Source organism: Flavobacterium zhairuonense, assembly GCF_004352915.1.
Taxonomy (GTDB): Bacteria; Bacteroidota; Bacteroidia; order Flavobacteriales; family Flavobacteriaceae; genus Flavobacterium; species Flavobacterium zhairuonense.
Genome location: NZ_SJSY01000067.1, coordinates 157,127 through 182,678, shown reverse-complemented (window position 1 = coordinate 182,678; position 25,552 = coordinate 157,127). Strand labels below are relative to the sequence as shown.

Here is a 25,552-nt window from a genome sequence, read left to right as displayed (position 1 = left end):
AAACCTACATAATTTTGAAAACAAGCCTAAAAGCAAGTCTTCTCAAAATGATCGTAAAAAACCATTGGTCTAACCACAAATCTTTCCCCCAGGATTTAATTTTAGCCAAGGAACTGGTTTATGATTGCTTTGATTTTGACTGCACGCAGCCTCAACAGGAAAGCGAAAGCATTGATTATAGTGCTTACCGTTTCCTGATGAATGAAAAACATATTTGTTATCGCGAGGCCAAAATTACCCCAGCAAAAACTGGACAGTTTGTTACTTTGTGGAAACGAAGCAGACTGGGAGTTATTGAACCTTTTGATCATAGTGATGCTATCGATTTTGTAATCGTAAGCGTTCGCAAAGATGATCTTTTGGGACAATTCATCTTTCCAAAAAATGTTTTGCTGGAAAAAGCTGTTTTTTCTTCTAAAACTGAAGAAGGAAAAAGAGCCATCAGAGTTTATCCTCCTTGGGATGAAACTGAAAGCAAACAAGCAAAAAAATCACAACAATGGCAACTGGAATATTTTTATCCGATAGTTCCAGAACCTGATTTTGACGCTTTTAAAAAATTGATTTCCTATTAATACAAAAAAAGGCTCTCTATTACTAGAAAGCCTTTTTTTCTTTTTATGTCTGAAACTTTAAATCGCAGTATAACCGCCATCTGCAATAATATAACTTCCTGTTGTAAACGACGATTTTTCAGAACTTAGAAATACAACCAAATCGGCGACTTCTTGAGCAGTTCCTAATCGATTCATTGGAGCTTTTGCTGCAACGGCATCCATTAAATTCTGAGTCATATTATCTTTTAACAAAGCCGTTTCGATGTAACCTGGCCCAACTGCATTACAGCGAATGTTTTTCAAAGCGTATTCCGCTGCGATATTTTTAGTCAAACCCACTACTCCATGTTTTGACGCAGTATAAGCTGGACTATTTGGCGCGGCGACTTGCCCATGAATCGATGCGATATTGACAATATTTCCGCCACCATTTTTTTCCATTTGCTCTAATTGATATCTGCAAGCATAAAAAACACCGCTCAAATTAAGTGCAATTACGCGATCCCAAGCCTCTGGATCATATTCGCCAGTTGGTTTTGCTTGTCCGCCCATCCCTGCATTATTACAGGCAACATCTAAACGTCCATATTTTGAAACCGCAACCTCAACCATATGCTTATTATCACTTGCACTCGACGAATCGCCTTTTACAAAAAAAGCTTCACCTCCGCTGTCTTTAATCATCTTTACGGTTTCTTCACCATTTTCAACATTGATATCTGAAAGAACTACTTTTGCTCCTTCTCGTGCATAGGCTTCTGCAACTGCGCGTCCAATTCCAGAACCACCGCCAGATACAAAAGCTACTTTGTTTTCTAAAAGTGCCATATTGTAAAAATTTAAATTGCTTCTACAATTTACGAAGATATTAACGGTTTAAAGCCTTTAAAAACGAGTTTAGCATAACATTAACCTGTTATGCCAATCAAATGTTATTTGATCATAAATTGATGATTATCTGCAAAAAAATCCGTATTTATTGTTCTTCATCCAATTTCATATTGCCACGATCTTCATGACTTTCTGGATTTGAATTTGGATAACGATTTGGAGTTACATCAGAGTTTCGGTCTTTGTTTTCTACTGTTTTGCTGGCTTCTTCATCTGTCGCAACACCACGATTTGCATTTGGATTATCCGGATTTACGCTATTGGCAACTTTGTCGATTTCTTCGTTTACATTTCGGGCACGATCCACAATTTCTTTTTTACCCTTTTCATCGGTTACAACTTCTTGTTCCAGATTTGCTTTGTCATATTTTATGTCGTGCGATACATTTTTACCTTTTGTTTCGTCTATATTTTTCTGGATTCCGTTTATCTTTTTTGAGCCTAAATTATTCGTTTCCATACTATTTACATTTAAAATTCTTAGTATAATATTACGAATTCTAGAGCTGAAAAATTTATCGCTTTATAGTCCTTCTTTTTTATAATTGCCATCTTTTTTTAATTTATTACCTTTAGTAAAAGCAACTTAACAACCTTTACAATTATGAATTTCTTTAAAATAAAAACCAGTTGGTCGAATGCCGAATTTATTCTGATCAAATTATGCATGGCTTCCATTTATATTTTGGTTGGAAGCTATTTTCATGAGTTTTTCCAAAATTATTATCCTGTTTTAATTGTCATTTTTGCAATTACTGTAGTTTGGTTTGTGTACCAATGGCTGAAAAAAATGAAAGCATAAGAACTTTTCCATTTAATTTTGCCAAAGAAACTATCTTTGCAAAAAATTAAAACATGCATAGACATTTCATTCTTTTTAAACCATACGGCTATTTAAGCCAATTTATTTATGAATTAAAAAGAAAGAAAAAGCTTTTAGGCGAATTGCATGATTTTCCCGAAGGAACAATGGCAATTGGAAGATTGGACGAAGATTCTGAAGGTTTGCTTTTATTAACCACTGACGGAAATATGAGCGAATTAGTTCGAAGCAAAAAGTTCGAAAAAGAATATTATGTTCAGGTTGATGGCTTAATTACGCCAGAAGCCATCGAACAATTGCAAAAAGGTGTCGAAATTGGGCTTGATGGCGGTAAATACAAAACAAAACCTTGTAAAGCTTCAATAGTAACAGAAATACCTGATTTTGGACTACGAGCCAAAAAAATTAGAGACGAACGTCATGGCCCAACTTCCTGGGCATCAATCACAGTCAGAGAAGGAAAATTTCGTCAGGTGCGAAAAATGACTGCGGCAGTTGGTTTTCCAACATTACGATTAGTTCGTGTTCGAATTGGAAATGTATATTTGCAAAACTTAAAAGCCGGAGAAGTTCGCGAAGTGGATCAATTTGATAATTAGAGAATGTGGCAATTTGAAAATACGGCAATTTGAAAATGTGCTAATTAGATAATTTTTGAAACTCATAACTTATAACTCATAATTCATAACTAAAAAAAGATGCTAAACGTTGTTCTTGTTGAGCCAGAAATACCTAATAATACTGGAAATATTGGAAGATTGTGTGTTGGTACAGAAAGCCGACTACATTTGATTCATCCTTTTGGATTTGTCATTAATGATAAAAACTTGAAACGTTCTGGTTTGGATTATTGGGTGCATCTTGACGTAAGCGAATATCAAAATGTAGAAGAATGGATCGCACAAATTCCAGATCATTCGCGCGTGTTTTTGATGAGTTCGCATTCTGAAAAATCTTATTTGGAAAATGAATTTCAAGATGGCGACTGGCTGGTTTTCGGGAAAGAAAGTGTTGGTTTAAGCAAAGAATTTATGGCGAGATTTGAGAATCATTTGACTATTCCGATGTCACCGCTTATTCGTAGTTTTAATATTGCAAATTCTGTGGCGTTTGTGGTTGGTGAAGCTAAGAGACAGATTGGATTTAAAAAAGTTTAATCGTTTATTTGTTTAACTGTTTAATCGAGAATTAAGAAATTTATATATGATTGAAAGATTATTGTTTAATACGGAATTTATATTAATAGATTTTTTTTCTACTTATGGAATAATTACTATTATTTGTTTATTTCTTTCAATATTTATTAAAAATCCAATTCTCCAAAAAACAAATAATCTGTCAAACTATTTCATTACTTTTATTGGAATTGCTTATTTAATTGTCTTCCTTCTATCAACAATTGTTGAATTAAACATTTTAGATGAGGAAAGTAAAAATTATTTGCTTAACAGAATGTTTGGTCAATATTGGTTCGGTTTTTGGCTTCAGCCATTACTTTGGTTTTCTATGAGCCAATTTCTTAGAATTAAATCAATTCAAAAAAATATTCTTTTAAGGCTAATTTTCAGCTTTTTCTTCATTGTTTCTATTGAAAAAATAATAATCATTGTAACTTCTTTCCATAGAGATTACTTGCCAAGTTCATGGACAATGTCTTCAAGCTCTTATTCATCAAATTTATTCTTTGAGTTATTAATTAAAATTTCTCTTTTTTCACTTGCAGTTGTAGCTTTCACAATAATTCATCGAAAAATCAAAGAATTGAAAACGGCAAAAAACAACTCAAACAAACTTTAAGAAAAAAATGAGGCCTCTAATTGACGAAAACAATCTTAGTTATTCTGAAGAATTCCTTATTTATTACACACGAGGGAAAATTCTAGAGAGAGTTATTTATATAGTTGGAAGTCTTATAGGACTTATTTACTGCTACATATACAATCAACTTATTCTAGTTTTTGCACTTTTTTGCTTTTTTATTGTTCAAATTCCTCTACTTATAAAATCAATAAAAAGAATTGATGAAATTCAATTTAGAATTAATTCCAAAGGAATTCAGTATAGAAATAATCTTTTGATTCCATGGAGTAATATTGAAAACGAAAGAACTTTTTTAGAACAAGATAGTTACCAAGAGAACAGTGCACAATATTTCACTTACGATATTATTGATTCTGGCCAAATAATGATGTTCAATCTTATTAAACTAAGCACAGATGTAAGTGAACTAGGTATAGTATTGAAAGTTCAAAGAAATAGATTTAAGAAAGAAAACAATATAATTTAAGTCACAATAAACTTCCCTTTTTCAGTATCAAAAATAATATGTTCATCTTTGAATAAATTGCTGAAATTGCCATTTGAAATTAAATTACAAGGTTCATCTTGGACAATATTTTCTGGCGTCATCATGATCATTTCATCGCTTAATTGAATCGCAAGATCAATATCATGTGTTGAAAATAAAATGCATTTTTCAGTTTCCTGGGTTAGTTTCTTCAATAATTTGAATAATGAAACTTTATGCAACAAATCGAGATGGGTTGTGGGTTCATCCAAGATAATCAAAGGTGTATCTTGTGCCAAAGCTCTTGCAATTAAAACTTTCTGCAATTGTCCGTCGCTAATTTCAAAATGCTTCTTTTTTGCTAAATGTGTAATTTGAGTTAAGGCTAAAGCTTCGTTTACTTTTACAATATCTTCGGGAGTTAAAGTTCCAACCCAATTCGTGTAAGGCTGGCGTCCAAGTGCCACCAATTCAAAAACAGAAAGATTGCTCGGAGGTAATTTTTCAGTTAAAACTAAACTTAAATTCTGCGCTAATTCTAAAGGTTTATATGCCGAAATATTTTTTTCATTCAAATAAACATTTCCTGATAAAGGTTTCTGAATTCCAGTGATTGTTCGGAGTAAAGTGGATTTTCCTATTCCGTTTGCTCCAATCAAAGTAATGAGTTTTCCGGAAGCTAAACTTAGATTTAGATTCTCAGCAATGGTTGTAACTCCTTTCTTGGATTTATATCCAATATTTAAATTTGAAGTAGTTAAAATGTTTTTCATTTTTAAGTTGCTAAGGTTCTAAGTTGCTAAGACACTAAGTTTTTTTTAAACAACAGTGCAAATCTGTATAATCCGATTAATCTGTGGCTAAACAAATTACTGAAAATTTCTTTTTCGGACTAAAAGCCAAATCACAACAGGCGCTCCGATTATCGATGTTATGGCATTGATTGGAAGCGTTACGTCAAAGCCTGGCATTTGAGAAACGATATCACAAAACAACATTATTATAGATCCATAAAACAAAGTACTCCAAAATAATATGGCATGATTACTCGTTTGAAAAGTCAATTTTGCAATATGTGGCACTGCTATGCCAATAAAAGCTACTGGTCCAGCAAAGGCTGTTATTGCTCCAGATAATATGCTGGTTGCAAATATGATTATTAATCTCGCTTGCTTAAAATTTAATCCCAAGCTTTTAGCGTAGTTTTCACCAAGAAGCAAAGCATTCAACGATTTGATACTTTTGATACTTAAAAGCAATCCGATTCCAACGCAAACTGTCAAAATCACAATGTTTGTCCACGAAAGATTTCCAAGATTTCCCATTGACCAAAAGGTAAATTTCTGAAGCTGTTCTGCTGTACTGAAATAACTCAAAACACTAACAATCGATGTTGTAAAACTTCCGAACATTAAACCAATAATCAAAATTGCCATTGTATCGCGTAATTTCTGCGAAACCCACAAAACTAGGAACAAAACCAATATACTCCCTAAGGTTGATGCTAAAACAATTCCGTAAGACGATAAAGCTATTATACTTAGAAATGAAGGCAGAAATCCTGCTCCTAAAATCACAAAAGCAACACCAAGACTTGCTCCAGAACTTAACCCCAAAACATCGGGGCCTGCAAGAGGATTTCGGAATAAAGTCTGCATCAAAAGACCACTGATCGAAAGTCCCGCCCCCACCAAAACCGCAGTAATGGCTTTAGGCAAACGGTAATTAATAATAATATATTCCCAAGTTGATTTTGTTGCTTGTCCTCCGGTTAAGCTTGTAACGACCTCTTTTAACGGAATCATAACAGATCCCAAACTAATGCTCGCAAAAAACATCAGCAAAAGTCCGAGAGACAAAACAATAAATAAAATGGTATTTCGCTTTTTGTTTGCCAATTTAATTCAGTTTTGATGCAAAAGTAAATTCGTAACCCGCCAATAAATCCGGATGGAAGATCTTTATATAATCTTTTAAAACTAAATCCGGACGACTTGGTGATAATTCATAAAAAATTGTTCCACCAGTTGCTCCAAATTTATTTTCTAATGAATAAACCGTTTTATTTTTAAAAGCATCAAACTCCCCATAATGCGGATTTGCTTTTTGTAATTCTTCTAAAGTTTTAAAAGAACCTGAAACCACCCAAACATTTGCTTCTTTCGCTTTATCCAACACTTTTTCAAAAGACAAACCTTCGCTTCCAGTTCCTTTTAAATTGCTCCATAAATAATCGGCTTTGGCATCTTTCATAAATTGCGCAACCCAACTATTTCCTTTGGCTACATACCAAACATCTTCGTACATAGAACCGTATAAAACTTTTGTTGTTGCTGGTTTATTTTCTACTAATTTTTTAGCTTGATTATAACTTTCAACAATTTTATCAAACAATTCTTTTGCTTTGTCCTCTTTACCAAATAAAGCTCCGTAAAGCTTAATCCATTCCGCTTTTCCAAGTGGAGACTGTTCCATCCAATCGCCCTGAATCAAAACATTCAAACCGCTTTTTTTCAAATTATCCAACATCGGATTATTGTTGTCAACACCAAAAGTTACAATCAAATCTGGCGACAATTCAATAAGCTGTTCGATATTTAATTTTTCATTTTGTCCAACATTTTTTACTGAACCTTTGTCAATAAGTGCTCTTGTTTTTTCAGACGAAATATAATCGGTATGTGGAAAACCAACCAATTTATCTTCTACTTCCAGCATTTCCAAAAACGGAATATTTGTTGTCGAAGTAACCACTATCGATTCTAATGGCACTTTTATTGTTGTATAGGTTTGAAGACTGTCCGGAACTTTAGCATCCTTTTCTTTCAGTACATATTTAAAATCCTTATTTGCATTAGGCCAGGGATTTGAGATTGTAACTATAGAATATCCCTCTTGTTTTACGATAGAAAGTCCTGAAGCAAACTCGATACTATTTTTTGCAGTTTCTGATTTTACGATTTCAATATTCTCACTTTTTTTACAACTTGTAAGAATAAAAAAAGAAAGAAAAAATACTAACTTAGGTAAATAAAATTTCATGTTTAACGTTTTGGATAGGGACAAAGGTAAATCATTTTCTGATTTTTTTGTTTACTTTTATTCTTACAAAATTCAACAAATTGTATCTTTACATTATGAATACCACAAAAACAAAAATTTGCTCAAGCTGTGAGGCTTCTTTCAGCTGTGGAGATATTTCGGTTGAAAACAAATGCTGGTGCAATGAATACCCACCTATTTTTAATCTTTCAGAAGGGGGCGACTGTTTGTGTCCAGTATGTTTCAAAGAAGCCTGCGAAGATAAAATTGATGCCTATATAGAAACAATAACTCCTGAAAAAGCAACAAAAAACAAGGCTGCATTATTGCCCAAAACAGATAAACTTATCGAAGGAATTGACTACTACATGGAAAATGGCAATATGGTTTTTAAAACCTGGTACCATCTGAAAAGAGGCAAATGTTGTGGAAACGGCTGTCGTCATTGCCCCTATTGAATTATTAATTATAAATTGTTAGTTGTTAATTATGAAAAACAACGTCGTTAAAAATAAAAGTTTTGAATTTGCAATTCGGATTGTAAAATTAAACCAACATTTAAACAACAAGAAAGAATTTACACTTTCTAAACAACTTTTAAGATCTGGAACAAGTATTGGCGCGATGATTCGGGAAGCTGAACATGCGGAAAGCAAAAGCGATTTTATCCATAAATTCGCAATAGCACAAAAAGAAGCCAATGAAACTGTTTACTGGTTAGAATTACTAAAAAGCGACAGACTATCTTAACGAAAAAGAATTTGAAAACATTCATCACGATGCGATTTCAATTTTAAAATTAATAACAAGTATTTTAAAGACTTCTAAAAATCAATTAGTTGAAAAATAAATTTCTTCAAAAAATTAACCATTAACAATTAATAATTAACCATTATAAATGATTTACCTAATAACAGGCGGAGAGCGTTCTGGAAAAAGCAATTATGCTCAAAACTTAGCTTTACAACTTTCTAATTCACCACTTTATGTTGCAACAGCTAGAAAATGGGATTCTGATTTTCAAAACCGAATCGATCGTCATCAACAAGAACGTGACGAACGATGGACTAATATCGAAAAAGAAAAATACCTTAGTGAAATTGATTTTTCAGAAAAAGTTGCACTTATTGATTGCGTCACGCTCTGGCTGACTAACTTTTTTGTTGATACTAAAAATGATGTTGCCGCATCTTTGGAAGAAGCCAAAAAAGAATTTCTTTCGATTGCCAATCAAGAAAATGCCACATTAATAATTGTGACCAACGAAATTGGAATGGGGGTTCACGCAGATACACACATTGGCAGAAAATTCACAGAATTACAAGGTTGGATAAATCAATTTTTAGCTTCAAATGCTGATGAAGTAGTTTTGATGGTTTCGGGAATTCCGGTAAAAATCAAAGGGGAAAATTCCAAATTTTAAATTCCAAATTCCAATATACTAAAGTACCTTTACAAAAAAAGAATAATCACATTCACAATGAAATTGGAATTTGGTCCCGAAGCCTCGAGATAAAAAAATGGAATTTATGACTAGTTTAGATGATATCTTAAAATCACGCCGCGACACACGACATTTTACTGCCGATGAAGTTCCTGACGAAGTAATCCAAAAAGCTTTACAGGCTGGACATTGGGCGCCTTCTGTTGGGTTAACGGATGCTACGAGATATTACATCATAAAATCTTCTGAAGTCAAAACAGCCATTAAAAATCTGTTTTTAGAGTACAACAAAAAAGCCGAAGAACTTACTGACAATCCCGAACAAAAAGAACTTTACAGATCATTAAAACTAGAAGCAATTGAAGAAGCACCAATCGGACTTATAATTGCTTATGATCGATCTGTTTTAAATCAATTTACGATTGGAACTGTTGGAAGTAATGAAGCGGTAAAATTCAGTTCGGTTTGTGCGGCGCAGAATATTTGGCTTTCATTGACAGAACAAGGCTACGGAATGGGCTGGGTTTCTATTTTAAATTATTACCAGTTTAAAAAAATATTAGATTTACCAGAAAATATTGAGCCTTTAGGATATTTCTGCATAGGAAAACCTGCAACAAACTATGACAATCAACCCATGTTGCAGCAATTGCATTGGAAACAAAAATCGGAAGCACCAATTTGCACTGAAATTCAACATTTAAACGAAAGTTCAACTTCAGAAATCAATACAAATACTTCGTCAGAAAAAAATAACAGTGAAGATTTTGATAAACTTCTTCAAGATAAAATAGATTCAAAAACAAAACCAATTGGCGCTTTAGGAACTTTAGAAACATTGGCTTTCCAAATGGCATCCGTCTTGCAAAAACTAAATCCGAAAATCATAAATCCAAACATGGTTGTTTTTGCCGCTGATCACGGAATAGCAAATCACGGTGTAAGCGATTATCCGCAAGATGTTACACGTCAAATGGTGAATAATTTTCTTGACGGTGGCGCGGCAATAAATGTTTTTTGCAAACAAAATAGTATTGAATTGTCGATTGTTGATTCAGGCGTGAACTATGATTTCCCGACGAATACAAAACTAATAAATGCCAAAATCGCAAAAGGAACACAATCTTTTCTGCACGTTCCAGCAATGAGCGAAACCGAAGTTCAATTCTGTTTTGAAAGAGGAAAATCAATTGTGGAAGAAATAGCAAAAACAGGTTCAAACTGTATTGGCTTTGGTGAAATGGGAATTGGAAATACTTCAACAGCTTCTGTTTTAATGAGCATTTTGACAGGTTTCTCAATTGAAGAATGTGTCGGAAAAGGAACCGGAATTAAAGAGGAAAAGCTGCTTCAAAAACAAAATTTGCTCAAAAAGGCAATCGAAAATTATTCTGGCCAAGCCGAATTAATGACACAACTTGCCTATTTTGGCGGTTTTGAAATCCTGCAAATGGCGGGCGGAATGCTAGCCGCTTTTGAAAACCAAATGCTGATTTTAGTTGACGGCTTTATTTGCACTACAGCATTTTTAATCGCATATAAATTAAATCCGAATATTAAAAAAAATGCCGTTTTCTGTCATTGTTCTGCCGAAAAAGCACATATAAAACTTTTAGATTATCTCGATGCAAAACCAATTTTAAATTTAGATTTGCGCTTGGGCGAAGGAACGGGTTGCGCAATTGCTTTCCCAATTTTAAAATCGGCTGAGGCTTTTTTAAATGAAATGGCTAGTTTTGAAAGCGCGGGAGTTAGTAAGAAATAACTTTCTTTTTATTTTTAAAGTTTATAACTTTGAGCATAAATCGAAATTATTTAAATCTTTTACATGCCATTTACAAAAGTTTATATTCATTGCGTTTGGAGCACAAAAAACAGATTCCCATTTTTAAATTCTCTTGATTTACGTCAGAAAATTTGGCATCACATCAAAGAAAATGCCTTAAAAAAAAATATATTTATTGAGTTCATTAGTGGATATAATGACCATTGTCATTGCTTGATTTCGCTCGGAAATGACCAAACTATTCAGAAAACAATACAATTATTAAAAGGCGAGTCTTCATATTGGATCAATAAAAATCAATTAACAAAAGAAAAATTTGAATGGCAAGACGAATATTTTGCTGTTTCAGTTTCAGAATCGATTGTTGATAAAGTCCGAGATTATATCAAAAACCAAGAAGAACATCATAAAAAGAAAACATTTCAAGAAGAATATGATGAGTTTATGATCAAATTTGGATTTAAAAGAATTTAGTCGAGAGTTTGGCTAAAGCCTTATTCTTTGTCATTTTATTAAACCACCAGATAAATCTGGAGGCAATTCAAAAATTATAACATGAAAAACTTTGCTTTGATTTTTTGGCTAAAGCCCTTTTCTTTGTGATTTCATATTAACCTCCAGATAAATCTGGAGGCAATTTATATGAAATGAATTGCCAACATCTTTAGATGTTGGTTTAATATTGACAAACAAAGGGCTTTAGCCAAACTTACACACTTTAAATGAAAAAAGAACTACACATTTTCTTCACCTGTTTAATGTTTTATACAAGAATTCCATGTCCAAAAAACATTACGCATCATCCTGATTATTTGAACAAAGCAACCCGTTATTTTCCATTTATTGGATGGATTGTTGGTAGTATTTCATTTCTTTCCTTCTATATTTTCTCTTTATTTCTTTCAACAGAAACCGCGGTAATTTTCGCCATAATTGCTTCTATTTTAACAACAGGAGCGTTCCACGAAGACGGTTTTGCAGATGTCTGCGACGGATTTGGCGGTGGTTGGACTAAAGAAAAAATCCTGATGATTATGAAAGACAGTGCAATTGGGGCTTATGGAGCAATTGGCTTGGTATTGTTGTTTTTAGCAAAATTCAAATTGCTTTCAGAATCTCTTCTGATTTTCAAAAATGACAACACCTATTTTCTACTATTCTTGTTATTTATTTCGGCTCATTCTTTAAGCCGTTTGGCTGCAATCAGTATCATTTTCACTCATGAATATTCACGAGATGATGCAACAAGCAAAAGTAAACCGATTGCAAAACAACATACTTGGAAAGAGATTTTCGGATCTTTTTTCTTTGGATTAGTTCCATTGTTAGCGCTCGCCTATTTTTCTTTTCAGATAAAAATCCTGTTGGTTTTAATTCCTATTTTTTTGACAAGATATTTTTTAGCGCGATATTTTCAAAAATGGATTGACGGATATACTGGCGATTGCCTTGGTGCCACACAGCAAGTCTGCGAAGTTATTTTTTACTTAAGTCTTCTTTTTATATGGAAATTTATCTAGTTCGCCACACTGAAACCATCTGCGAAAAAGGAATTTGTTATGGCCAATCTGATGTTGATATTGCTGTTCCTTTTGATAATATCTTTGACGAAATTGTTTCGCAATTGCCTTCCGAAGCTTCGATTTTTACAAGTCCGTTAAAGCGTTGTGTGATTTTGGCGAAACACATTCAAAACAACATCAAAACCATTTCCTATCACGAAGATGAGCGTTTAAAAGAAATGAATTTTGGCGATTGGGAACTCAAAAACTGGAACGAAATTCCGCCCGAACAACTCAATCCATGGATGGAAGATTTCGTAAATATCAAGGTTTCAAACGGAGAATCTTTTGTTGAATTGCATGACAGAGTTAGTGACTTTTTGTTGAACAATATTTCAAAAAATGTAAAACAACCAATTGTAATTGTCGCACATGCCGGAATCATCAGAAGTATCTTATGTCATCAAACTTCATTGCCTTTAAAAGAGGCATTTCAAAATAAAGTTGATTTTGGTCAAGTCATTAAAATTGAGCTTTGACAAAGCTTTTGTTCAGAATTTGTCCGAAAAAGTAAAACAAATTTGAAAATTCAATAATTTTAACTTTATCTTTGCGCAAAATTAAGGTTGTGTTTTTAATTAAAAAAACACATTAAAAGGGAATCAAGTAAAATCTTGAGCTGTACCCGCAACTGTAAGCTTAGTTCTGAAAAGAATGCTTGTTGTTATCTACAAACCACTGTTCACCGCGGCGAATGGGAAGGCAAACAACAAGACGTAAGCCAGGAGACCTGCCTTTGAAACAAAGATCGAACTCTCGGGAAAAAGAGTGTAGAAATTATGACTTTAAAAAAATATTTCGCCTTTAGTTTAGTATTGTTGTGCCAATTGATTTGGGCGCAAAAAGATTCTATTACTAGTTTAAAAGAAGTTTTAGTTTCTGATTCCAATCTTAAAAAATATTCTACATCACAATCGGTTTTAAAACTCAATGATTCTGTTATCAATAAAAATGAGGCTTTGTTAACTGATTTATTAAACTTCAATTCTACAATTTATTTTAAAGAATACGGTCGCGGAATGCTTTCGACAGTTGCTTTTAGAGGAACGACTTCTTCTCAAACCGCTGTTATTTGGAATGGAATTAATATCAATTCTCAGATGAATGGAAGCACCGATTTCAACACTATTTCGGGAGCAGATTACAATTCAATTAGTGTAAAAGCTGGCGGCGGAAGTGTTATTTACGGAAGTGGTGCCGTGGGCGGAACTGTCCATTTAAACAACGATTTGGCATTTTATAATCGTTTTGAGAATAATTTAAAACTCGATTACGGAAGTTTTAATACCATTGGGATTAATTATAAAACTAATATTTCCAATAAAAAGTGGAGCGCCCAAATTGGTTTTTCAAAAAACAGTTCGACAAACGACTATAAATATTTGAACCGATATACTTGGAAAGGCGAACAGCGCTGGAATCAAAATGGACAATACGACGTTATCACCCTAAGTGCTAATTTGGGATATAAATTTGATGCCAAAAACAGTTTAAAATTATATACTCAGACTTCGAACACAGATCGAAATACTTCTTTAATAACCGAAACTGAAACTCCAAGCAAATATGTAAACGGTTTCAACAGAAATTTACTTGAATACGACGGAAATTACGGGAAGTTTACAGCCAATTTCAAAACGGCCTATATTTTTGAAAATTACCAATATTACGCAAACAACGCTCTAAATCAATATACTTACGGAAAAACAGAAAGTTTTATCACAAAAGCCGATTTAGGATACACACTTTTCAAATCAACACAAGTAAACGGGATTTTAGATTACAACCGCACAAAAGGTTATGGAAGCGGTTTTGGAGATAATACTCGAGAAATAAGTTCTGCTGCTTTATTAGTAAAACAAGATTTTTCAAAAGACTGGAAAAGTGAATTTGGTATTCGAAAAGAATTTACAGACAATTATAAATCGCCTGTTTTATTCAATTTAGGATCTTCTTACCAATTTGGAAAACTGTATAATTTGAAATTGAATTTGTCTAGAAATTTCAGAATTCCAACTTTCAACGATTTATATTGGGAAGAAGGAGGAAATCCTGATTTAAAACCAGAAAGTTCCTATCAGGCGGAAATTGGAAATGTATTTACTTTCAAAAACATTTCGCTTACGCAAACACTTTACTACATCAAAATTACCGATTTATTGCGATGGGTCCCAGGAAGCGGGGGCATCTGGAGACCCGAAAACACAGATAAAGTCAACAGTTATGGTGCCGAAACTTTACTGAGCTGGAAAAAACAGTATGGCAAAAATTATTTTGGAGCCAATGCTACTTATGCATACACGGTTTCAGAAAACACAGAAACCGACAAACAACTGTTCTTTGTTCCTTTCAATAAAGTAACAGCGTCAGTTTCATATTCACGAAGCCGAATCTCTGCTTATTACCAATTTCTGTATAATGGTTTTGTGTATACACAGGCAGATAATGATCCAAATGAAATTGTTAATGCTTATACGGTTTCGAATATTGGAATCGATTATGACTTTAAATTTTTAAGTTCTTTCAAACTCGGATTTCAAATATTGAATATTTGGAACGAAAATTATGAAAGTCTTGAAAACAGACCAGTGCCTGGAAGAAATTTTAATATGTACTTAAACCTTAAATTTTAAATATAATGAAATTAACTAGATTATTTTTATTCGCAATCAGCGTCTCGCTTTTTGTTTCTTGTTCTAACGATGATGACAACGATCCGAAAGGAGCTTATGATAATGGTTTTTTCATCTTAAACGAAGGAAATTCTAGCGGTGGATCTGTTTCTTTTGCGAGTGATGATTTATCAAATTTTACTGCTGACGTTTACAAAACTGCAAATGCAGGAGATTTTGCGGGAGTATATCTTCAAAACATCTTTTTTGACGGAGACAAAGCGTATATCATTGCTGGTGGATCTAACGTAATTAATGTTGTAAATAGATACACCTTTAAATTAGTTGCTAAAATTGATAGTGGATTGGCAAACCCAAGATATGGTGTTGTAAAAGACGGAAAAGCATATGTAACAAATGCAAATACATATTCATACATCAATCCAGCTACGGGCGATACTGACGATTATATTGCTGTTATTGACTTGGCAACTAACAAGTATGAGTCTAAAATTGAATTGAATGCTACTGCTAACCGAATTTTATTAGAAAATGGCAAATTATATATTACTGAACCTTACTCAAGCGATAAATTATTAGTTGTAAATCCAGCAACAAAAGCATTGGAGACACCTGTAACTATTGGATACAATGCTGACACTATGGAAGCAAAAGACGGCATACTGTACATCCTAAGAGGGCTTTCAGGAGCTAACAGCGAAATTATAAAAGTAAAACTTTCTGACAAAACAGCTTCAAAAATTACAATTCCACAAGCTCAAGGACGTGCAGGTTACTTGGACATTTACAATGATAAAATTTACTACACTGCAGGCAAAGCTGTATATGCTATTAATACAACAGCAACTGATGCTACAACCGCTCCAATCTTTACAGCAACGCTTTCAACTGGTGGTTCTATATATGGTTTTGCGGTAAACAATGACAAAATTTTCATTGCCGATGCAGGAGATTACGCTTCAAATAGCAAAGCTTACATCTACAATTTAAGTGGTGTATCACAAAAAGAATTAACTGTGGGAGTTGGACCAAATGGTTTTTATTTCAACTAACATACCTTTATTTTTAAATTAGTTTTTGGATTTTTTTTGAAAAAAAGGCTTTCATTTCTGAAAGCCTTTTTTTTTATTTTAATGATCTCGAAAACCCTTTTGGAGCATTCTCTAAATACATTTCGTCTCGTAATCCATTGATTTTTTTCGAATCGCTTATATAAGGCAAAATAAAAGACTTGTCTGTTTGAATCTTTTTAGCTGTAGCTCCAGTAATTTTAGAAATTGCCAAACTCAATAATGGCTCAGAAGGATCTCCTAAAACACCATAATTGTTGATATATTCTAATTGAACATACGTAGGGGTCAATCCAGATGTATAATCTCCAAAATCTTGTGCATTCGTAATTTTGAAAACCAATGGTTGCATAGCATATTTATGATTTGGATTTACTTTCTCTTTTGTGAAAGTTGGCGAATCATAAACCGTAAAAGAACCCACATTTTTACCTATTGTGGTTTCCCCAATTTGAACAACATTGATATAAGGTTTTAATCCGTTTATAACCAATTCACTTGCCGAAGCAGTATTTGAAGTTGTCAATATATAAACTTTTGATAAGTTCAAACTATTCAAAGCCGTTCCGTCAATACTATTTACGAATCTCTGATTTAAAGTCTCCAAGTCATCTGTCGTCATTGAAGCCATCAATTTAAGATTATATTGCTGTTTAGAAAATATTTTTCCATCAAACTGCCCAGTAATCATACTAGCCAAGCGAGTTGAAGAACGCACAGATCCTCCACCATTGTATCTTAAATCTAAAACCAAATCTGTAACACCTTGTGCTTTTAATTCCCCAAAAGCTTGATTCAGTCTAGCATCGTAATCAGAATAAAATCCATTATACATCAAATAACCAATTTTATGACCTCCAGATGTAATTACTTTATTGATCAAAATAGGATTTTCTTCTAAAACTGTTTTAGTCAAAGTAACCGATTTTCCATTCAAAACAAATGCTGATCCGTTATAATCTGCAAAATCCAAAGTATAAGTGTCAGGAGCAATCAATAAAGATTGATAATTTGAAACCGTAAGTTTTGTACCATTTACAGAAGTAAACAAATCCCCTCTTTTAATAGCTTTACCTGAAGCATCCGAATTTGGGATAATGTAACGCACATAACCTACAACATCATTAGATCCAGATGAAACTCGGGTCAATTTAAAATCGACACCATTATTTTTTGTGATTCCGTTAAGCTCTTGCTCCAAAACAGTATAATCGTCCACAATCCAGCTAAAACGGTCAATTGCCGTTGCAGGATATTTACTTATGGGTTTATTTAATAAATCTTGAAATAATTCTTCCGGATCAGAATATCCAGATAAATAAGAGTTTAATTCCGCTTTGGTGCTGAATCTATCATCTGCTAAATTTGGCACGTCAGCTTGCCACAAATAAACTTCATTTAATCCGTGCCAGATAAAATCGTTTACTTGCAAAGTTGCAGGAGCTTCAACATCATCTTGATCTTCACAAGATTGCAAAGCAAATGCCAGCAAAAAAATGAGTAATAAACTCCTTAAAATTGTTTTCATAATAATGCTTTTGGTAATCTATTAACGTAAAAATACTACCTTTAGTTTTAACAGGAGCAAGTTTATTTCATTTTTTCTGTAATTTTTTTTTCAAAGTGGCTGTAACAAAAATAATAGTGCCTCGTCTTGACTATATAAGCTAACGAATAACCAACCAATTTTATGAATCAGAATGTGTTTATAGAATTAATTAATCCTTTTAAAGACAAAGTTTTTCGTCTGGCAAAAAGATTGCTCACCAGCACCGAAGAAGCTGAAGATGCTACTCAGGAAGTGATGGTAAAATTATGGAACAAAAAAGACAATTTGGATTCCTATAATAATATTGAAGCAGTAGCCATGACCATGACAAAAAATTATTGTCTGGATCAATTAAAATCTAAAAGAGCCGGAAACCTCAAGATTGTACACAACAATTTTACAGACCGGGAACCTCAATTAGACAAAAAATTAGAAGATTCTGATAGCTTGGAATGGGTCGAAAAAATTATAAATGAGCTGCCAGAACAGCTTCAAATATTAATTCAGCTTCGCGATGTTGAGCAATATGAATTTGATGAAATTGCTAAAATTGTCAACATGAATGAAACCGCTATTAGAGTAGCACTTTCGAGAGCGAGAAAAAAAATTAGAGAATCAATGGTTAACACACACAGTTATGGAATTAGATAGAATAGAAAATATATTAGAAAAATACTTTCAGGGAGACACCACTATTGCTGAAGAAAAGGAACTAAAAGAATACTTTTCATCTCCAAATGTTGCGCAGCATTTAGAGCAATATAAGCCAATGTTTGGTTATTTCTCTCAGGTAAAACAACAAAAATCGACACAAGAGATTCCACTACAAACTAAGAAACGAAATGTGGCGTGGTTATCAATTGCAGCTTCGGCGGTTGTTTTACTCGGAATTGGAACCTATTTCTTTGCAAGCCAAGAAAAAACAACTCCGGCTGTCGCACAATCAGAATTAGGAACTTATGACAATCCTGAAGAAGCGCTAAAAGCAACGCAAAAGGCCTTAGCACTTTTATCAAACAATGTTAATGTAGGTATTGGAAGTGTACAATACATTAACGAATATGAACAATCAAAAAACAAAATTTTTAAACAGTAATTAAAATCAATCAAAAATGAAAAATCTAATTATAACTTTAGTTTTCGCCTTTTTCACACATTCTTTCTACGCTCAAGGCGCTTTTGACAAATTTGACGGTCAAGACGACGTAACATCAGTAATTGTTAACAAAAAAATGTTCGATCTAATGAGCAAAGTAAAAGTTGACGCTACTGACAAAGAAACACAGCAATACATTAATCTGATCAAAAAATTAGATTACTTAAAAGTGTTTACAACAAAAAACCCTAAAATCGAAGCTGACATGAAAGCTTCTGCAGATAAATACATTAAAACTGCTGGTTTAGAAGAATTAATGCGAGTAAACGACAGCGGAAAAAATGTTCGCATAATGGTAAAATCTGGCGCTAGCGACTCTCAAATTAAAGAATTGCTGATGTTTGTTGACGGTGCAAAAAATGACGAAACAGTTTTACTATCGCTGACTGGTAACTTTGACTTAAATGAAATTTCTGTCCTTACTGACAAAATGCAACTTCCTGGCGGTTCAGACTTAAAAAAGGCCTCTAAAGGCAAAAAATAATCATGAAAACACGTGTTTTTACCTCAGCCCTAATAGCATTACTTACTTTAATTAGTTGTAATTCTGAACCTTCATTGCAAAAGTATTTTGTTGAAAATAGCGAGAAAAAGGATTTTATCGCGGTCGATGTTTCCTCTAATATTTTAAATGTAGACAAAGCAAAATTATCTGCCGAGCAAAATGAAGCGCTAAAATCATTTGACAAAATGAACATTTTAGCCTTTAAAGCTACAGATAAAAATCAAGCCGAATTTGAAACAGAACGCACCAAAGTGAAAGCAATTTTAAAAGATCCAAAATATCAGCAATTAATGAAAGTGGGCTCTGGCAAAGACGGTGCTTCAGTAAGCTATGTTGGAACTGATGAAAACATCGAAGAGTTTGTCATTTTTGCCAACAGAAAAGAAAATGGTTTTGCCGTAGTACGTGTTTTAGGAAAAAACATGAATCCGAATAACATTATGACATTGATGTCGGTTTTACAAAAATCAAACATCAATATGGATCAGCTGAAACCATTACAGCAATTGATAAAATAATCATCAATCTTACTTTATAAATCAGAAAAAGCTCTAAATAATTTTAGAGCTTTTTTTTATACCCCATTACGTTTTAACGTAAAATATATTATAATCGTTTAGCTACTTTTGGATTTTAACCCAAAAATCAACCTAATGAAAACACCAAAAATCCTGTTTCTTGCTCTTATTTTTGCTTTAAACAGCTGTTCTAGCGACGAGAACAACACAGAAACCCCTGATTCTACATCCAAATTTGCAATGACCGCAAAAGTCGATGGAACTTTATGGGAAATGCAAAATCCATTTTCTTCAGATTACACAACCAAACCTTTATTTGATTATTATCCTCAAACAGAGTTTATCCAATTACAAGGAAGAAAAACTTTAATCGACGAAATTAGGATTTACATTAAAAGAAGCAATCTTAAAATTGGAACATATCCTATTACAGCAGCATCTTATGACGCTTCAAAAACTCAAATAGAAATGTCATATAACAGCAAAGGCACCAACATTCAATACCCAGTCGAAGGAAGTGTAATCATTACTGCTGTTGACACAAATGCAAAAACTGTAAAAGGAACATTCTCTTTTAATTGTGTTGAAAATTCTTCAAAACCTATCAGTGCATCTAACCCTATCACAACAAAAGTTACTGATGGTACTTTTAGTTATAGATATGATGTTTCAAACTAACAAACTTCTATTATAAAAAAAAGCTCCAATTTTCATTGGAGCTTTTTCTTTTATAGTAGAATCTGAGATTATTTACTCAAATACATTTTTCTTCTAGAGTACAATTCATAGAATTGATCGTCTTTTAAGTCGTCAATAAACAAGATACTTTCTCCTGTTGACTTCATTTCTGGCCCTAGCGCTTTGTTTACATTCGGGAATTTGCTGAAAGAGAAAACTGGTTGTTTGATTGCAAAACCGTTTAATTGTGGATTGAAATCAAAATCTGTTACTTTATTGTGGCCTAACATTACTTTTGTAGCATAGTTTACATAAGGTTCTCCGTAAGCTTTTGCAATGAACGGAACCGTTCTAGAAGCTCTTGGGTTTGCCTCGATGATGTAAACCGTATCATCTTTAATTGCAAACTGAATGTTGATCAACCCTACAGTTTTTAAGGCTCTTGCAATTTTATGCGTATGATCTTTAATTTGCTGCATTACAAATTCTCCTAAGTTGAAAGGAGGCAATGTCGCGTTACTATCTCCAGAGTGAACTCCGCAAGGCTCAATATGCTCCATAATTCCGATGATGTAAACATTTCCATCAGCATCACAGATTGCATCAGCTTCAGCTTCGATTGCTCCGGCCAAGTAGTGATCTAAAAGCAATTTGTTTCCTGGAATTGCTTTCAACAAATCGATTACGTGCTCTTCAAGCTCTTTTTTATTGATTACAATCTTCATTCCCTGACCTCCTAATACATAAGAAGGACGAATTAAAAGCGGGAAATCTAAAGTATCCGCTAATTTTGAAGCTTCGTCAGCAGTTTCAGCGATTCCGAATCTTGGGAAAGGAATATTTAACTCAGTCAATAAGTCTGAGAATCTTCCTCTATCTTCTGCCAAATCAAGTGCATCAAAACTAGTTCCGATGATTTTCACTCCATATTTAGATAATTTATCTGCTAATTTAAGAGCTGTCTGACCTCCTAACTGCACGATTACACCTTCTGGTTTTTCGTGTTGGATGATGTCATAAATATGCTCCCAGAAAACGGGTTCGAAGTATAATTTATCAGCAGTATCAAAATCTGTAGAAACCGTTTCAGGATTACAGTTAATCATGATCGTTTCGTAGCCACATTCTTTAGCGGCCAAAACTCCGTGTACGCAAGAGTAATCAAACTCGATTCCTTGTCCAATTCGGTTTGGTCCAGAACCTAAAACGATCACTTTCTTTCTATCAGTATGGATACTTTCGTTATCTACATAACGTTCTCCGTTTGCTTTTTCGATTTCAGCCTCAAAAGTTGAGTAATAGTAAGGTGTTTTTGCTTTAAACTCAGCCGCACACGTATCAACCAGTTTGAATACACGATTGATGTTCATGTTCATACGCAAAGCATGTACTTCGCTTTCAAGACAGCTCATCATGTGCGCTAATTGTCTATCTGCAAAACCTTTTTGTTTTGCCTCAAGCAATAATTCTTTTGGAAGATTTGAAACTTTGTAGTTTGAAATTTCTTTTTCTAAAATATAAAGCTCTTCGTATTGTTTTAAGAACCACATATCGATTCTTGTAATTTCGTGAATGGTGCTTAATGGAATTCCCATTGCGATTGCATCATAAATTACAAAAACACGATCCCAGCTTGCATAAGTTAGTTTCTCGATAATTTGTTCGTAATTTTTATATCCTTTTCCGTCAGCACCTAAACCGTTTCTCTTAATCTCTAAAGATTGAGTTGCTTTGTGAAGCGCTTCTTGGAACGAGCGTCCAATTCCCATAACCTCACCTACAGATTTCATCTGAAGACCTAAAGTTCTGTCTGAACCTTCAAATTTATCGAAGTTCCAACGAGGTATTTTTACGATTACATAATCTAAAGTTGGTTCAAAAAGAGCCGAAGTAGATTTTGTAATTTGGTTTTGCAATTCGTCTAAGTTGTATCCTAAAGCTAGTTTAGAAGCGATTTTTGCAATTGGGTAACCTGTTGCTTTTGATGCTAAAGCAGAAGAACGAGAAACACGAGGGTTGATCTCGATTGCTACGATATCTTCTTTTTCGTCTGGCGAAACTGCGAATTGTACGTTACATCCTCCAGCAAAATTTCCGATACTTCTCATCATTAAGATGGCGTAGTCACGTAATTTTTGGAAAGTTGTATCCGATAATGTCATCGCTGGCGCTACTGTAATCGAATCTCCAGTGTGGATTCCCATTGGGTCCATATTTTCAATCGAACAGATAATTACAACGTTGTCATTTTTATCTCTTAAAAGCTCTAACTCGTACTCTTTCCATCCCATCAAAGCTTTGTCGATCAAAACTTCGTGAATTGGAGAAGCTTCAAGACCTCTAGTTAAAAGCTCATCAAAATCTTCTTTTTTGTAAACTACCGCTGCTCCAGTTCCTCCAAGTGTAAACGAAGGACGAATTACAAGCGGAAAACCAAATTCCTGAGCAATTTCTTTTCCTTCTAAGTAAGAAGTAGCTGTTTTTGCTGGCGCAGTTGGTACATTAATTTTCTCTAAAAGCTGTTTAAACTGCTCTCTGTCCTCAGTAATATTAATTGCGTTAACATCAACACCGATCAATCTTACTCCGAAATCTTGCCAGATTCCTTTTTCCTCAGCTTCCAAACACAAGTTTAATGCTGTTTGCCCTCCCATTGTTGGTAAAACTGCATCAATTTGCGGATGTTCCTTAAGAATTTCAATAATCGATTTTGTAGTTAAAGGTTTCAAATAAATATGATCGGCCATAGATGGGTCGGTCATAATCGTTGCTGGGTTCGAGTTAATCAAGATAACTTCAATTCCTTCTTCACGAATCGAACGTGCAGATTGAGATCCCGCATAATCGAATTCGCAAGCTTGACCAATAACAATAGGTCCTGAACCTATTATTAAAACTGATTTTATTGATGTGTCTTTAGGCATTTTGTATGTATTGTGTAGTTATATAAGTGCTTTAAAAAACCTTCATAGTGTATTCTAAACTAGAAAGTTACAAATTTATTACCGAAAAGGTATAAAAAAAGGCGATACTAAAAAAGTAATCGCCTTATGTATGTTTATACAAACATTATTTTTTGTGTCTAGGCTCGCTAGAAACAGTTAATTTATGTCTTCCTTTTGCTCTTCTACGCGCTAGAACTTTTCTTCCATTCGCAGAAGCCATTCTGTCCATAAATCCGTGCTTATTTCTTCTTTTTCTTTTCGATGGTTGAAATGTTCTTTTGCTCATTGCTTTGTATCTTTAAAAATGGTATCTATTAACTCTTTATTTTGGTTTTGGATATCGTTGTTCAAAAACCGAGTGCAAATATACAAAGACTTTTTTCACTGGCAAGCACTTTTATAAAAATATTTTTAATTCCTTTTACTATATTTGCAATCACAAATTTACATTAATTATGTTTCACAAAAATATTAAACTTATTTTGGCCGCACTTCTAGTGGTGGCGGGCATTTGGCAATTTACAGAAAGTAATATCGGAAATGGTATATTCTTGATTTTACTGACTGCAATTCCAATTTTTCTTTATTTCAAAAATGAATTCATCCTTTTAGCCTTCCTTAAATTAAGAAAACAAGACTTTGCTGGAGCTCAAAAATGGCTTGCATACATCAAAAATCCTGAAGCAGCTTTAGTAAGAAAACAACAAGGATACTTTAATTACCTTCACGGAATCATGTTATCTCAAACTAATATCAATCAAGCTGAGAAACATTTCAAAAAAGCAATCGAGCTTGGATTATCAATGGATATGGATTTGGCTGTAGCCAAGTTAAACCTTGCAGGAGTTGCAATGTCACGTAGAAGAAAACTTGAAGCGACTAATTTATTAAACGAAGCTAAAAAATTAGACAAACAAGGAATGCTGAAAGAGCAAATTTCTATGATGAAAGAACAAATGAAGAAAATCTAACGATTTTTAAATTCCAATATTAAAATCCCAAATTCCAATTTTCCGGTATTTGGGATTTTTTTTTGAAGCTATTCCCTGCTATTCACTTGTATCTTTTATGGCGAACCCCGCCATAAAAGGATACCGCTTCTATCAGGGCTAGGGCACTCGTTTTCAAAAGTAGTATAGTTATTCTCATTTTTTGTCCTCCTGAGCGAAGCCGAAGGACACGCAAAGTACGTTCACACAGAATGGATTTTGCATGAGATCATTCGATTTCGATCAGGAGGACAAACTTTGCGATTACTTTGCGCAAATCTTTGTCAAAGTTTAAAACTTTGACAAAGATTGAAAACTTGAAACTTAGAATTTTAAAAAATTAAAACTTAGACCTTTTAATCCTCCAATATAATAGAAGGCAAATTCTCATTCAGCCATTTATACTTATTCAAAATCATAATATGAGTTCCGCCTTTTACCACAATACACTTATTAATGTATTTTATAGGAAAAACATCATCTTGATCACCGTGAATATGAATCACATTATCATCAACTGCGCTTCGATCCCACAAAATTACTGATTCTACAGCCCATTGTAAATAATGCAGATCACGGACAGCTAAGAACTTCTCATATAATTTGATTCTTTTCTTTACTTTTTCTCCGAAAGAATATTTCGCCAGATTTTCAATATTTAAAATCAGCTTCATCGGAATCAGCTTATAAGCCTTTGTGGTTTTCCCAATTTTCATTCTTCTTGGGAATTCAAGATTGCTCCTAACGCTTGAAATAATAATTACTTTTTGAGCTTTTATATGTTTCGAAATTTCTTGCACTAAAATTCCGCCAAAAGAAACTCCAATTAAAATTGGATTTTCATGTTTGATTTTTTGAGAAATACGAAATGCATAATCAGACAAAGATTCTTTTTGTTTTGGAATTTCCCATTCAAGCAAATGAGTTTCAAAAACAGATTCATCTAATTTAATTCTTTCAAAAATAGCTGGACTAGCAGCCAAGCCCGGCATAAAATAAACAGGAATTTTACTCATTTGTCAAAAATTGTATTTTAATTACAAATCTCTATTTCAAGATAAATTTACTTTTTTTAACAATATGCACAGCAAATCTTACACCATAATTATATATTAAA

At 33.5% G+C, this 25,552-nt stretch carries 28 protein-coding genes, 1 pseudogene and 1 riboswitch; of the genes and pseudogenes, 20 read left to right on the top strand and 9 right to left on the bottom strand.

Going from position 1 to position 25,552, the window contains the following annotated elements:
* Positions 1 to 14: 14 nt before the first annotated feature.
* Positions 15 to 575: a MepB family protein gene (locus tag EYY60_RS05725; protein ID WP_235832295.1), complete on the top strand. Its 561-nt coding sequence runs from the start codon at positions 15 to 17 to the stop codon at positions 573 to 575.
* Positions 576 to 632: 57 nt separating this feature from the next.
* Here the strand turns inward: EYY60_RS05725 and EYY60_RS05720 are convergent, their stop codons facing one another.
* Together EYY60_RS05720 and EYY60_RS05715 are read right to left on the bottom strand one after the other, a co-directional pair.
* Positions 633 to 1,385, bottom strand: coding sequence for an SDR family NAD(P)-dependent oxidoreductase (locus EYY60_RS05720; protein WP_132988427.1), 753 nt, complete (start codon positions 1,383 to 1,385; stop codon positions 633 to 635).
* 148 nt (positions 1,386 to 1,533) lie between these two features.
* Positions 1,534 to 1,908, bottom strand: coding sequence for a hypothetical protein (locus EYY60_RS05715; RefSeq protein WP_132988426.1), 375 nt, complete (start codon positions 1,906 to 1,908; stop codon positions 1,534 to 1,536).
* A 144-nt stretch (positions 1,909 to 2,052) separates the two neighbouring features.
* On the opposite strand from EYY60_RS05715, the gene EYY60_RS05710 reads away from it, so the two are divergent.
* From EYY60_RS05710 to EYY60_RS05695, 4 genes are all read left to right on the top strand, one after another.
* Positions 2,053 to 2,250, top strand: coding sequence for a hypothetical protein (locus tag EYY60_RS05710; protein ID WP_132988425.1), 198 nt, complete (start codon positions 2,053 to 2,055; stop codon positions 2,248 to 2,250).
* A 53-nt stretch (positions 2,251 to 2,303) separates the two neighbouring features.
* Complete coding sequence (locus EYY60_RS05705) at positions 2,304 to 2,870, top strand: pseudouridine synthase (protein WP_132988424.1); 567 nt, start codon at positions 2,304 to 2,306, stop codon at positions 2,868 to 2,870.
* Positions 2,871 to 2,969: 99 nt separating this feature from the next.
* Complete coding sequence (locus tag EYY60_RS05700) at positions 2,970 to 3,428, top strand: tRNA (cytidine(34)-2'-O)-methyltransferase (protein WP_132988423.1); 459 nt, start codon at positions 2,970 to 2,972, stop codon at positions 3,426 to 3,428.
* 647 nt (positions 3,429 to 4,075) lie between these two features.
* Complete coding sequence (locus tag EYY60_RS05695) at positions 4,076 to 4,558, top strand: hypothetical protein (RefSeq protein WP_132988422.1); 483 nt, start codon at positions 4,076 to 4,078, stop codon at positions 4,556 to 4,558.
* Here the strand turns inward: EYY60_RS05695 and EYY60_RS05690 are convergent.
* From EYY60_RS05690 to EYY60_RS05680, 3 genes are all read right to left on the bottom strand, one after another.
* Positions 4,555 to 5,331, bottom strand: a complete 777-nt coding sequence (locus EYY60_RS05690; protein WP_132988421.1) for an ABC transporter ATP-binding protein — start codon at positions 5,329 to 5,331, stop codon at positions 4,555 to 4,557. The two genes, EYY60_RS05695 and EYY60_RS05690, sit on opposite strands and share 4 nt — an antisense overlap.
* 96 nt (positions 5,332 to 5,427) lie before the next feature.
* Positions 5,428 to 6,456, bottom strand: coding sequence for a FecCD family ABC transporter permease (locus tag EYY60_RS05685; RefSeq protein WP_132988420.1), 1,029 nt, complete (start codon positions 6,454 to 6,456; stop codon positions 5,428 to 5,430).
* A 1-nt stretch (position 6,457) separates the two neighbouring features.
* On the bottom strand, positions 6,458 to 7,600 hold the full coding sequence (locus tag EYY60_RS05680; protein ID WP_132988419.1) for an ABC transporter substrate-binding protein: 1,143 nt from the start codon (positions 7,598 to 7,600) through the stop codon (positions 6,458 to 6,460).
* A 95-nt stretch (positions 7,601 to 7,695) separates the two neighbouring features.
* On the opposite strand from EYY60_RS05680, the gene EYY60_RS05675 reads away from it, so the two are divergent.
* From EYY60_RS05675 to EYY60_RS05635, 9 genes and pseudogenes are all read left to right on the top strand, one after another.
* Positions 7,696 to 8,058: a DUF5522 domain-containing protein gene (locus EYY60_RS05675; protein ID WP_132988418.1), complete on the top strand. Its 363-nt coding sequence runs from the start codon at positions 7,696 to 7,698 to the stop codon at positions 8,056 to 8,058.
* A gap of 31 nt (positions 8,059 to 8,089) precedes the next feature.
* Positions 8,090 to 8,450, top strand: a pseudogene (locus EYY60_RS05670) (four helix bundle protein).
* Positions 8,451 to 8,498: 48 nt separating this feature from the next.
* On the top strand, positions 8,499 to 9,023 hold the full coding sequence (gene cobU, locus EYY60_RS05665) for a bifunctional adenosylcobinamide kinase/adenosylcobinamide-phosphate guanylyltransferase (protein WP_132988417.1): 525 nt from the start codon (positions 8,499 to 8,501) through the stop codon (positions 9,021 to 9,023).
* 106 nt (positions 9,024 to 9,129) lie between these two features.
* Entirely contained in the window at positions 9,130 to 10,809 is a 1,680-nt protein-coding gene (cobT, locus tag EYY60_RS05660; protein WP_132988416.1) for a nicotinate-nucleotide--dimethylbenzimidazole phosphoribosyltransferase, read from the top strand.
* A gap of 63 nt (positions 10,810 to 10,872) precedes the next feature.
* Positions 10,873 to 11,304: an IS200/IS605 family transposase gene (gene tnpA / locus EYY60_RS05655; protein ID WP_132988415.1), complete on the top strand. Its 432-nt coding sequence runs from the start codon at positions 10,873 to 10,875 to the stop codon at positions 11,302 to 11,304.
* A gap of 248 nt (positions 11,305 to 11,552) precedes the next feature.
* Positions 11,553 to 12,350 carry an adenosylcobinamide-GDP ribazoletransferase gene (locus tag EYY60_RS05650; RefSeq protein ID WP_132988414.1) on the top strand — a complete coding sequence of 266 codons (798 nt, stop codon included), beginning with the start codon at positions 11,553 to 11,555 and terminating at the stop codon, positions 12,348 to 12,350.
* Entirely contained in the window at positions 12,335 to 12,871 is a 537-nt protein-coding gene (gene cobC / locus EYY60_RS05645; RefSeq protein ID WP_132988413.1) for an alpha-ribazole phosphatase, read from the top strand. The genes EYY60_RS05650 and cobC overlap by 16 nt, the downstream gene beginning before the upstream one ends.
* A 67-nt stretch (positions 12,872 to 12,938) precedes the next feature.
* Positions 12,939 to 13,144, top strand: a riboswitch (cobalamin riboswitch).
* A gap of 27 nt (positions 13,145 to 13,171) precedes the next feature.
* Positions 13,172 to 15,025 (top strand): TonB-dependent receptor plug domain-containing protein, encoded by a 1,854-nt coding sequence (locus EYY60_RS05640; RefSeq protein WP_132988412.1) that lies wholly within the window; start codon positions 13,172 to 13,174, stop codon positions 15,023 to 15,025.
* A gap of 5 nt (positions 15,026 to 15,030) precedes the next feature.
* Positions 15,031 to 16,077, top strand: coding sequence for a YncE family protein (locus EYY60_RS05635; RefSeq protein WP_132988411.1), 1,047 nt, complete (start codon positions 15,031 to 15,033; stop codon positions 16,075 to 16,077).
* 73 nt (positions 16,078 to 16,150) lie between these two features.
* Here the strand turns inward: EYY60_RS05635 and EYY60_RS05630 are convergent, their stop codons facing one another.
* Complete coding sequence (locus EYY60_RS05630) at positions 16,151 to 17,623, bottom strand: S41 family peptidase (protein ID WP_132988410.1); 1,473 nt, start codon at positions 17,621 to 17,623, stop codon at positions 16,151 to 16,153.
* A gap of 162 nt (positions 17,624 to 17,785) precedes the next feature.
* On the opposite strand from EYY60_RS05630, the gene EYY60_RS05625 reads away from it, so the two are divergent.
* The 5 genes from EYY60_RS05625 to EYY60_RS05605 all read left to right on the top strand — a co-directional run bounded on the left by EYY60_RS05625 (position 17,786) and on the right by EYY60_RS05605 (position 20,501).
* Positions 17,786 to 18,295 carry an RNA polymerase sigma factor gene (locus tag EYY60_RS05625; RefSeq protein WP_132988409.1) on the top strand — a complete coding sequence of 170 codons (510 nt, stop codon included), beginning with the start codon at positions 17,786 to 17,788 and terminating at the stop codon, positions 18,293 to 18,295.
* On the top strand, positions 18,282 to 18,740 hold the full coding sequence (locus tag EYY60_RS05620; RefSeq protein WP_132988408.1) for a hypothetical protein: 459 nt from the start codon (positions 18,282 to 18,284) through the stop codon (positions 18,738 to 18,740). Before EYY60_RS05625 ends, EYY60_RS05620 begins: the two co-directional genes overlap by 14 nt.
* A gap of 16 nt (positions 18,741 to 18,756) precedes the next feature.
* On the top strand, positions 18,757 to 19,284 hold the full coding sequence (locus EYY60_RS05615; protein WP_132988407.1) for a DUF4252 domain-containing protein: 528 nt from the start codon (positions 18,757 to 18,759) through the stop codon (positions 19,282 to 19,284).
* A 2-nt stretch (positions 19,285 to 19,286) separates the two neighbouring features.
* Positions 19,287 to 19,823 carry a DUF4252 domain-containing protein gene (locus tag EYY60_RS05610; protein WP_132988406.1) on the top strand — a complete coding sequence of 179 codons (537 nt, stop codon included), beginning with the start codon at positions 19,287 to 19,289 and terminating at the stop codon, positions 19,821 to 19,823.
* Positions 19,824 to 19,958: 135 nt separating this feature from the next.
* Positions 19,959 to 20,501: a DUF6252 family protein gene (locus EYY60_RS05605; protein WP_132988405.1), complete on the top strand. Its 543-nt coding sequence runs from the start codon at positions 19,959 to 19,961 to the stop codon at positions 20,499 to 20,501.
* Positions 20,502 to 20,569: 68 nt separating this feature from the next.
* Here the strand turns inward: EYY60_RS05605 and carB are convergent, their stop codons facing one another.
* Complete coding sequence (gene carB, locus EYY60_RS05600) at positions 20,570 to 23,425, bottom strand: carbamoyl-phosphate synthase large subunit (RefSeq protein WP_132988404.1); 2,856 nt, start codon at positions 23,423 to 23,425, stop codon at positions 20,570 to 20,572.
* 145 nt (positions 23,426 to 23,570) lie between these two features.
* Complete coding sequence (gene rpmH / locus EYY60_RS05595; protein WP_008464848.1) at positions 23,571 to 23,732, bottom strand: 50S ribosomal protein L34; 162 nt, start codon at positions 23,730 to 23,732, stop codon at positions 23,571 to 23,573.
* 169 nt (positions 23,733 to 23,901) lie between these two features.
* On the opposite strand from rpmH, the gene EYY60_RS05590 reads away from it, so the two are divergent.
* The gene (locus EYY60_RS05590) at positions 23,902 to 24,417 is read left to right on the top strand and encodes a DUF2892 domain-containing protein (protein WP_132988403.1); all 516 of its coding nucleotides are present in this window, start codon (positions 23,902 to 23,904) and stop codon (positions 24,415 to 24,417) included.
* Positions 24,418 to 24,791: 374 nt separating this feature from the next.
* Here the strand turns inward: EYY60_RS05590 and EYY60_RS05585 are convergent, their stop codons facing one another.
* A complete protein-coding gene (locus tag EYY60_RS05585) occupies positions 24,792 to 25,451 on the bottom strand; it encodes an alpha/beta hydrolase family protein (RefSeq protein ID WP_132988402.1) in 660 nt (219 codons plus the stop codon).
* Positions 25,452 to 25,552 lie beyond the last annotated feature (101 nt).

Coding starts and splice junctions, on each gene's coding strand:
- EYY60_RS05680 (WP_132988419.1), bottom strand. CDS start 7,600: ATGAAATTTTATTTACCTAAGTTAGTATTTTTTCTTTCTTTTTTTATT.
- EYY60_RS05695 (WP_132988422.1), top strand. CDS start 4,076: ATGAGGCCTCTAATTGACGAAAACAATCTTAGTTATTCTGAAGAATTC.
- EYY60_RS05590 (WP_132988403.1), top strand. CDS start 23,902: ATGTTTCACAAAAATATTAAACTTATTTTGGCCGCACTTCTAGTGGTG.
- EYY60_RS05690 (WP_132988421.1), bottom strand. CDS start 5,331: ATGAAAAACATTTTAACTACTTCAAATTTAAATATTGGATATAAATCC.
- EYY60_RS05640 (WP_132988412.1), top strand. CDS start 13,172: ATGACTTTAAAAAAATATTTCGCCTTTAGTTTAGTATTGTTGTGCCAA.
- EYY60_RS05630 (WP_132988410.1), bottom strand. CDS start 17,623: ATGAAAACAATTTTAAGGAGTTTATTACTCATTTTTTTGCTGGCATTT.
- EYY60_RS05615 (WP_132988407.1), top strand. CDS start 18,757: ATGAAAAATCTAATTATAACTTTAGTTTTCGCCTTTTTCACACATTCT.
- EYY60_RS05605 (WP_132988405.1), top strand. CDS start 19,959: ATGAAAACACCAAAAATCCTGTTTCTTGCTCTTATTTTTGCTTTAAAC.
- cobU (WP_132988417.1), top strand. CDS start 8,499: ATGATTTACCTAATAACAGGCGGAGAGCGTTCTGGAAAAAGCAATTAT.
- cobT (WP_132988416.1), top strand. CDS start 9,130: ATGACTAGTTTAGATGATATCTTAAAATCACGCCGCGACACACGACAT.
- tnpA (WP_132988415.1), top strand. CDS start 10,873: ATGCCATTTACAAAAGTTTATATTCATTGCGTTTGGAGCACAAAAAAC.
- cobC (WP_132988413.1), top strand. CDS start 12,335: ATGGAAATTTATCTAGTTCGCCACACTGAAACCATCTGCGAAAAAGGA.
- EYY60_RS05700 (WP_132988423.1), top strand. CDS start 2,970: ATGCTAAACGTTGTTCTTGTTGAGCCAGAAATACCTAATAATACTGGA.
- EYY60_RS05720 (WP_132988427.1), bottom strand. CDS start 1,385: ATGGCACTTTTAGAAAACAAAGTAGCTTTTGTATCTGGCGGTGGTTCT.
- EYY60_RS05705 (WP_132988424.1), top strand. CDS start 2,304: ATGCATAGACATTTCATTCTTTTTAAACCATACGGCTATTTAAGCCAA.
- rpmH (WP_008464848.1), bottom strand. CDS start 23,732: ATGAGCAAAAGAACATTTCAACCATCGAAAAGAAAAAGAAGAAATAAG.
- EYY60_RS05675 (WP_132988418.1), top strand. CDS start 7,696: ATGAATACCACAAAAACAAAAATTTGCTCAAGCTGTGAGGCTTCTTTC.
- EYY60_RS05585 (WP_132988402.1), bottom strand. CDS start 25,451: ATGAGTAAAATTCCTGTTTATTTTATGCCGGGCTTGGCTGCTAGTCCA.
- EYY60_RS05715 (WP_132988426.1), bottom strand. CDS start 1,908: ATGGAAACGAATAATTTAGGCTCAAAAAAGATAAACGGAATCCAGAAA.
- EYY60_RS05710 (WP_132988425.1), top strand. CDS start 2,053: ATGAATTTCTTTAAAATAAAAACCAGTTGGTCGAATGCCGAATTTATT.
- EYY60_RS05635 (WP_132988411.1), top strand. CDS start 15,031: ATGAAATTAACTAGATTATTTTTATTCGCAATCAGCGTCTCGCTTTTT.
- carB (WP_132988404.1), bottom strand. CDS start 23,425: ATGCCTAAAGACACATCAATAAAATCAGTTTTAATAATAGGTTCAGGA.
- EYY60_RS05650 (WP_132988414.1), top strand. CDS start 11,553: ATGAAAAAAGAACTACACATTTTCTTCACCTGTTTAATGTTTTATACA.
- EYY60_RS05610 (WP_132988406.1), top strand. CDS start 19,287: ATGAAAACACGTGTTTTTACCTCAGCCCTAATAGCATTACTTACTTTA.
- EYY60_RS05625 (WP_132988409.1), top strand. CDS start 17,786: ATGAATCAGAATGTGTTTATAGAATTAATTAATCCTTTTAAAGACAAA.
- EYY60_RS05620 (WP_132988408.1), top strand. CDS start 18,282: ATGGAATTAGATAGAATAGAAAATATATTAGAAAAATACTTTCAGGGA.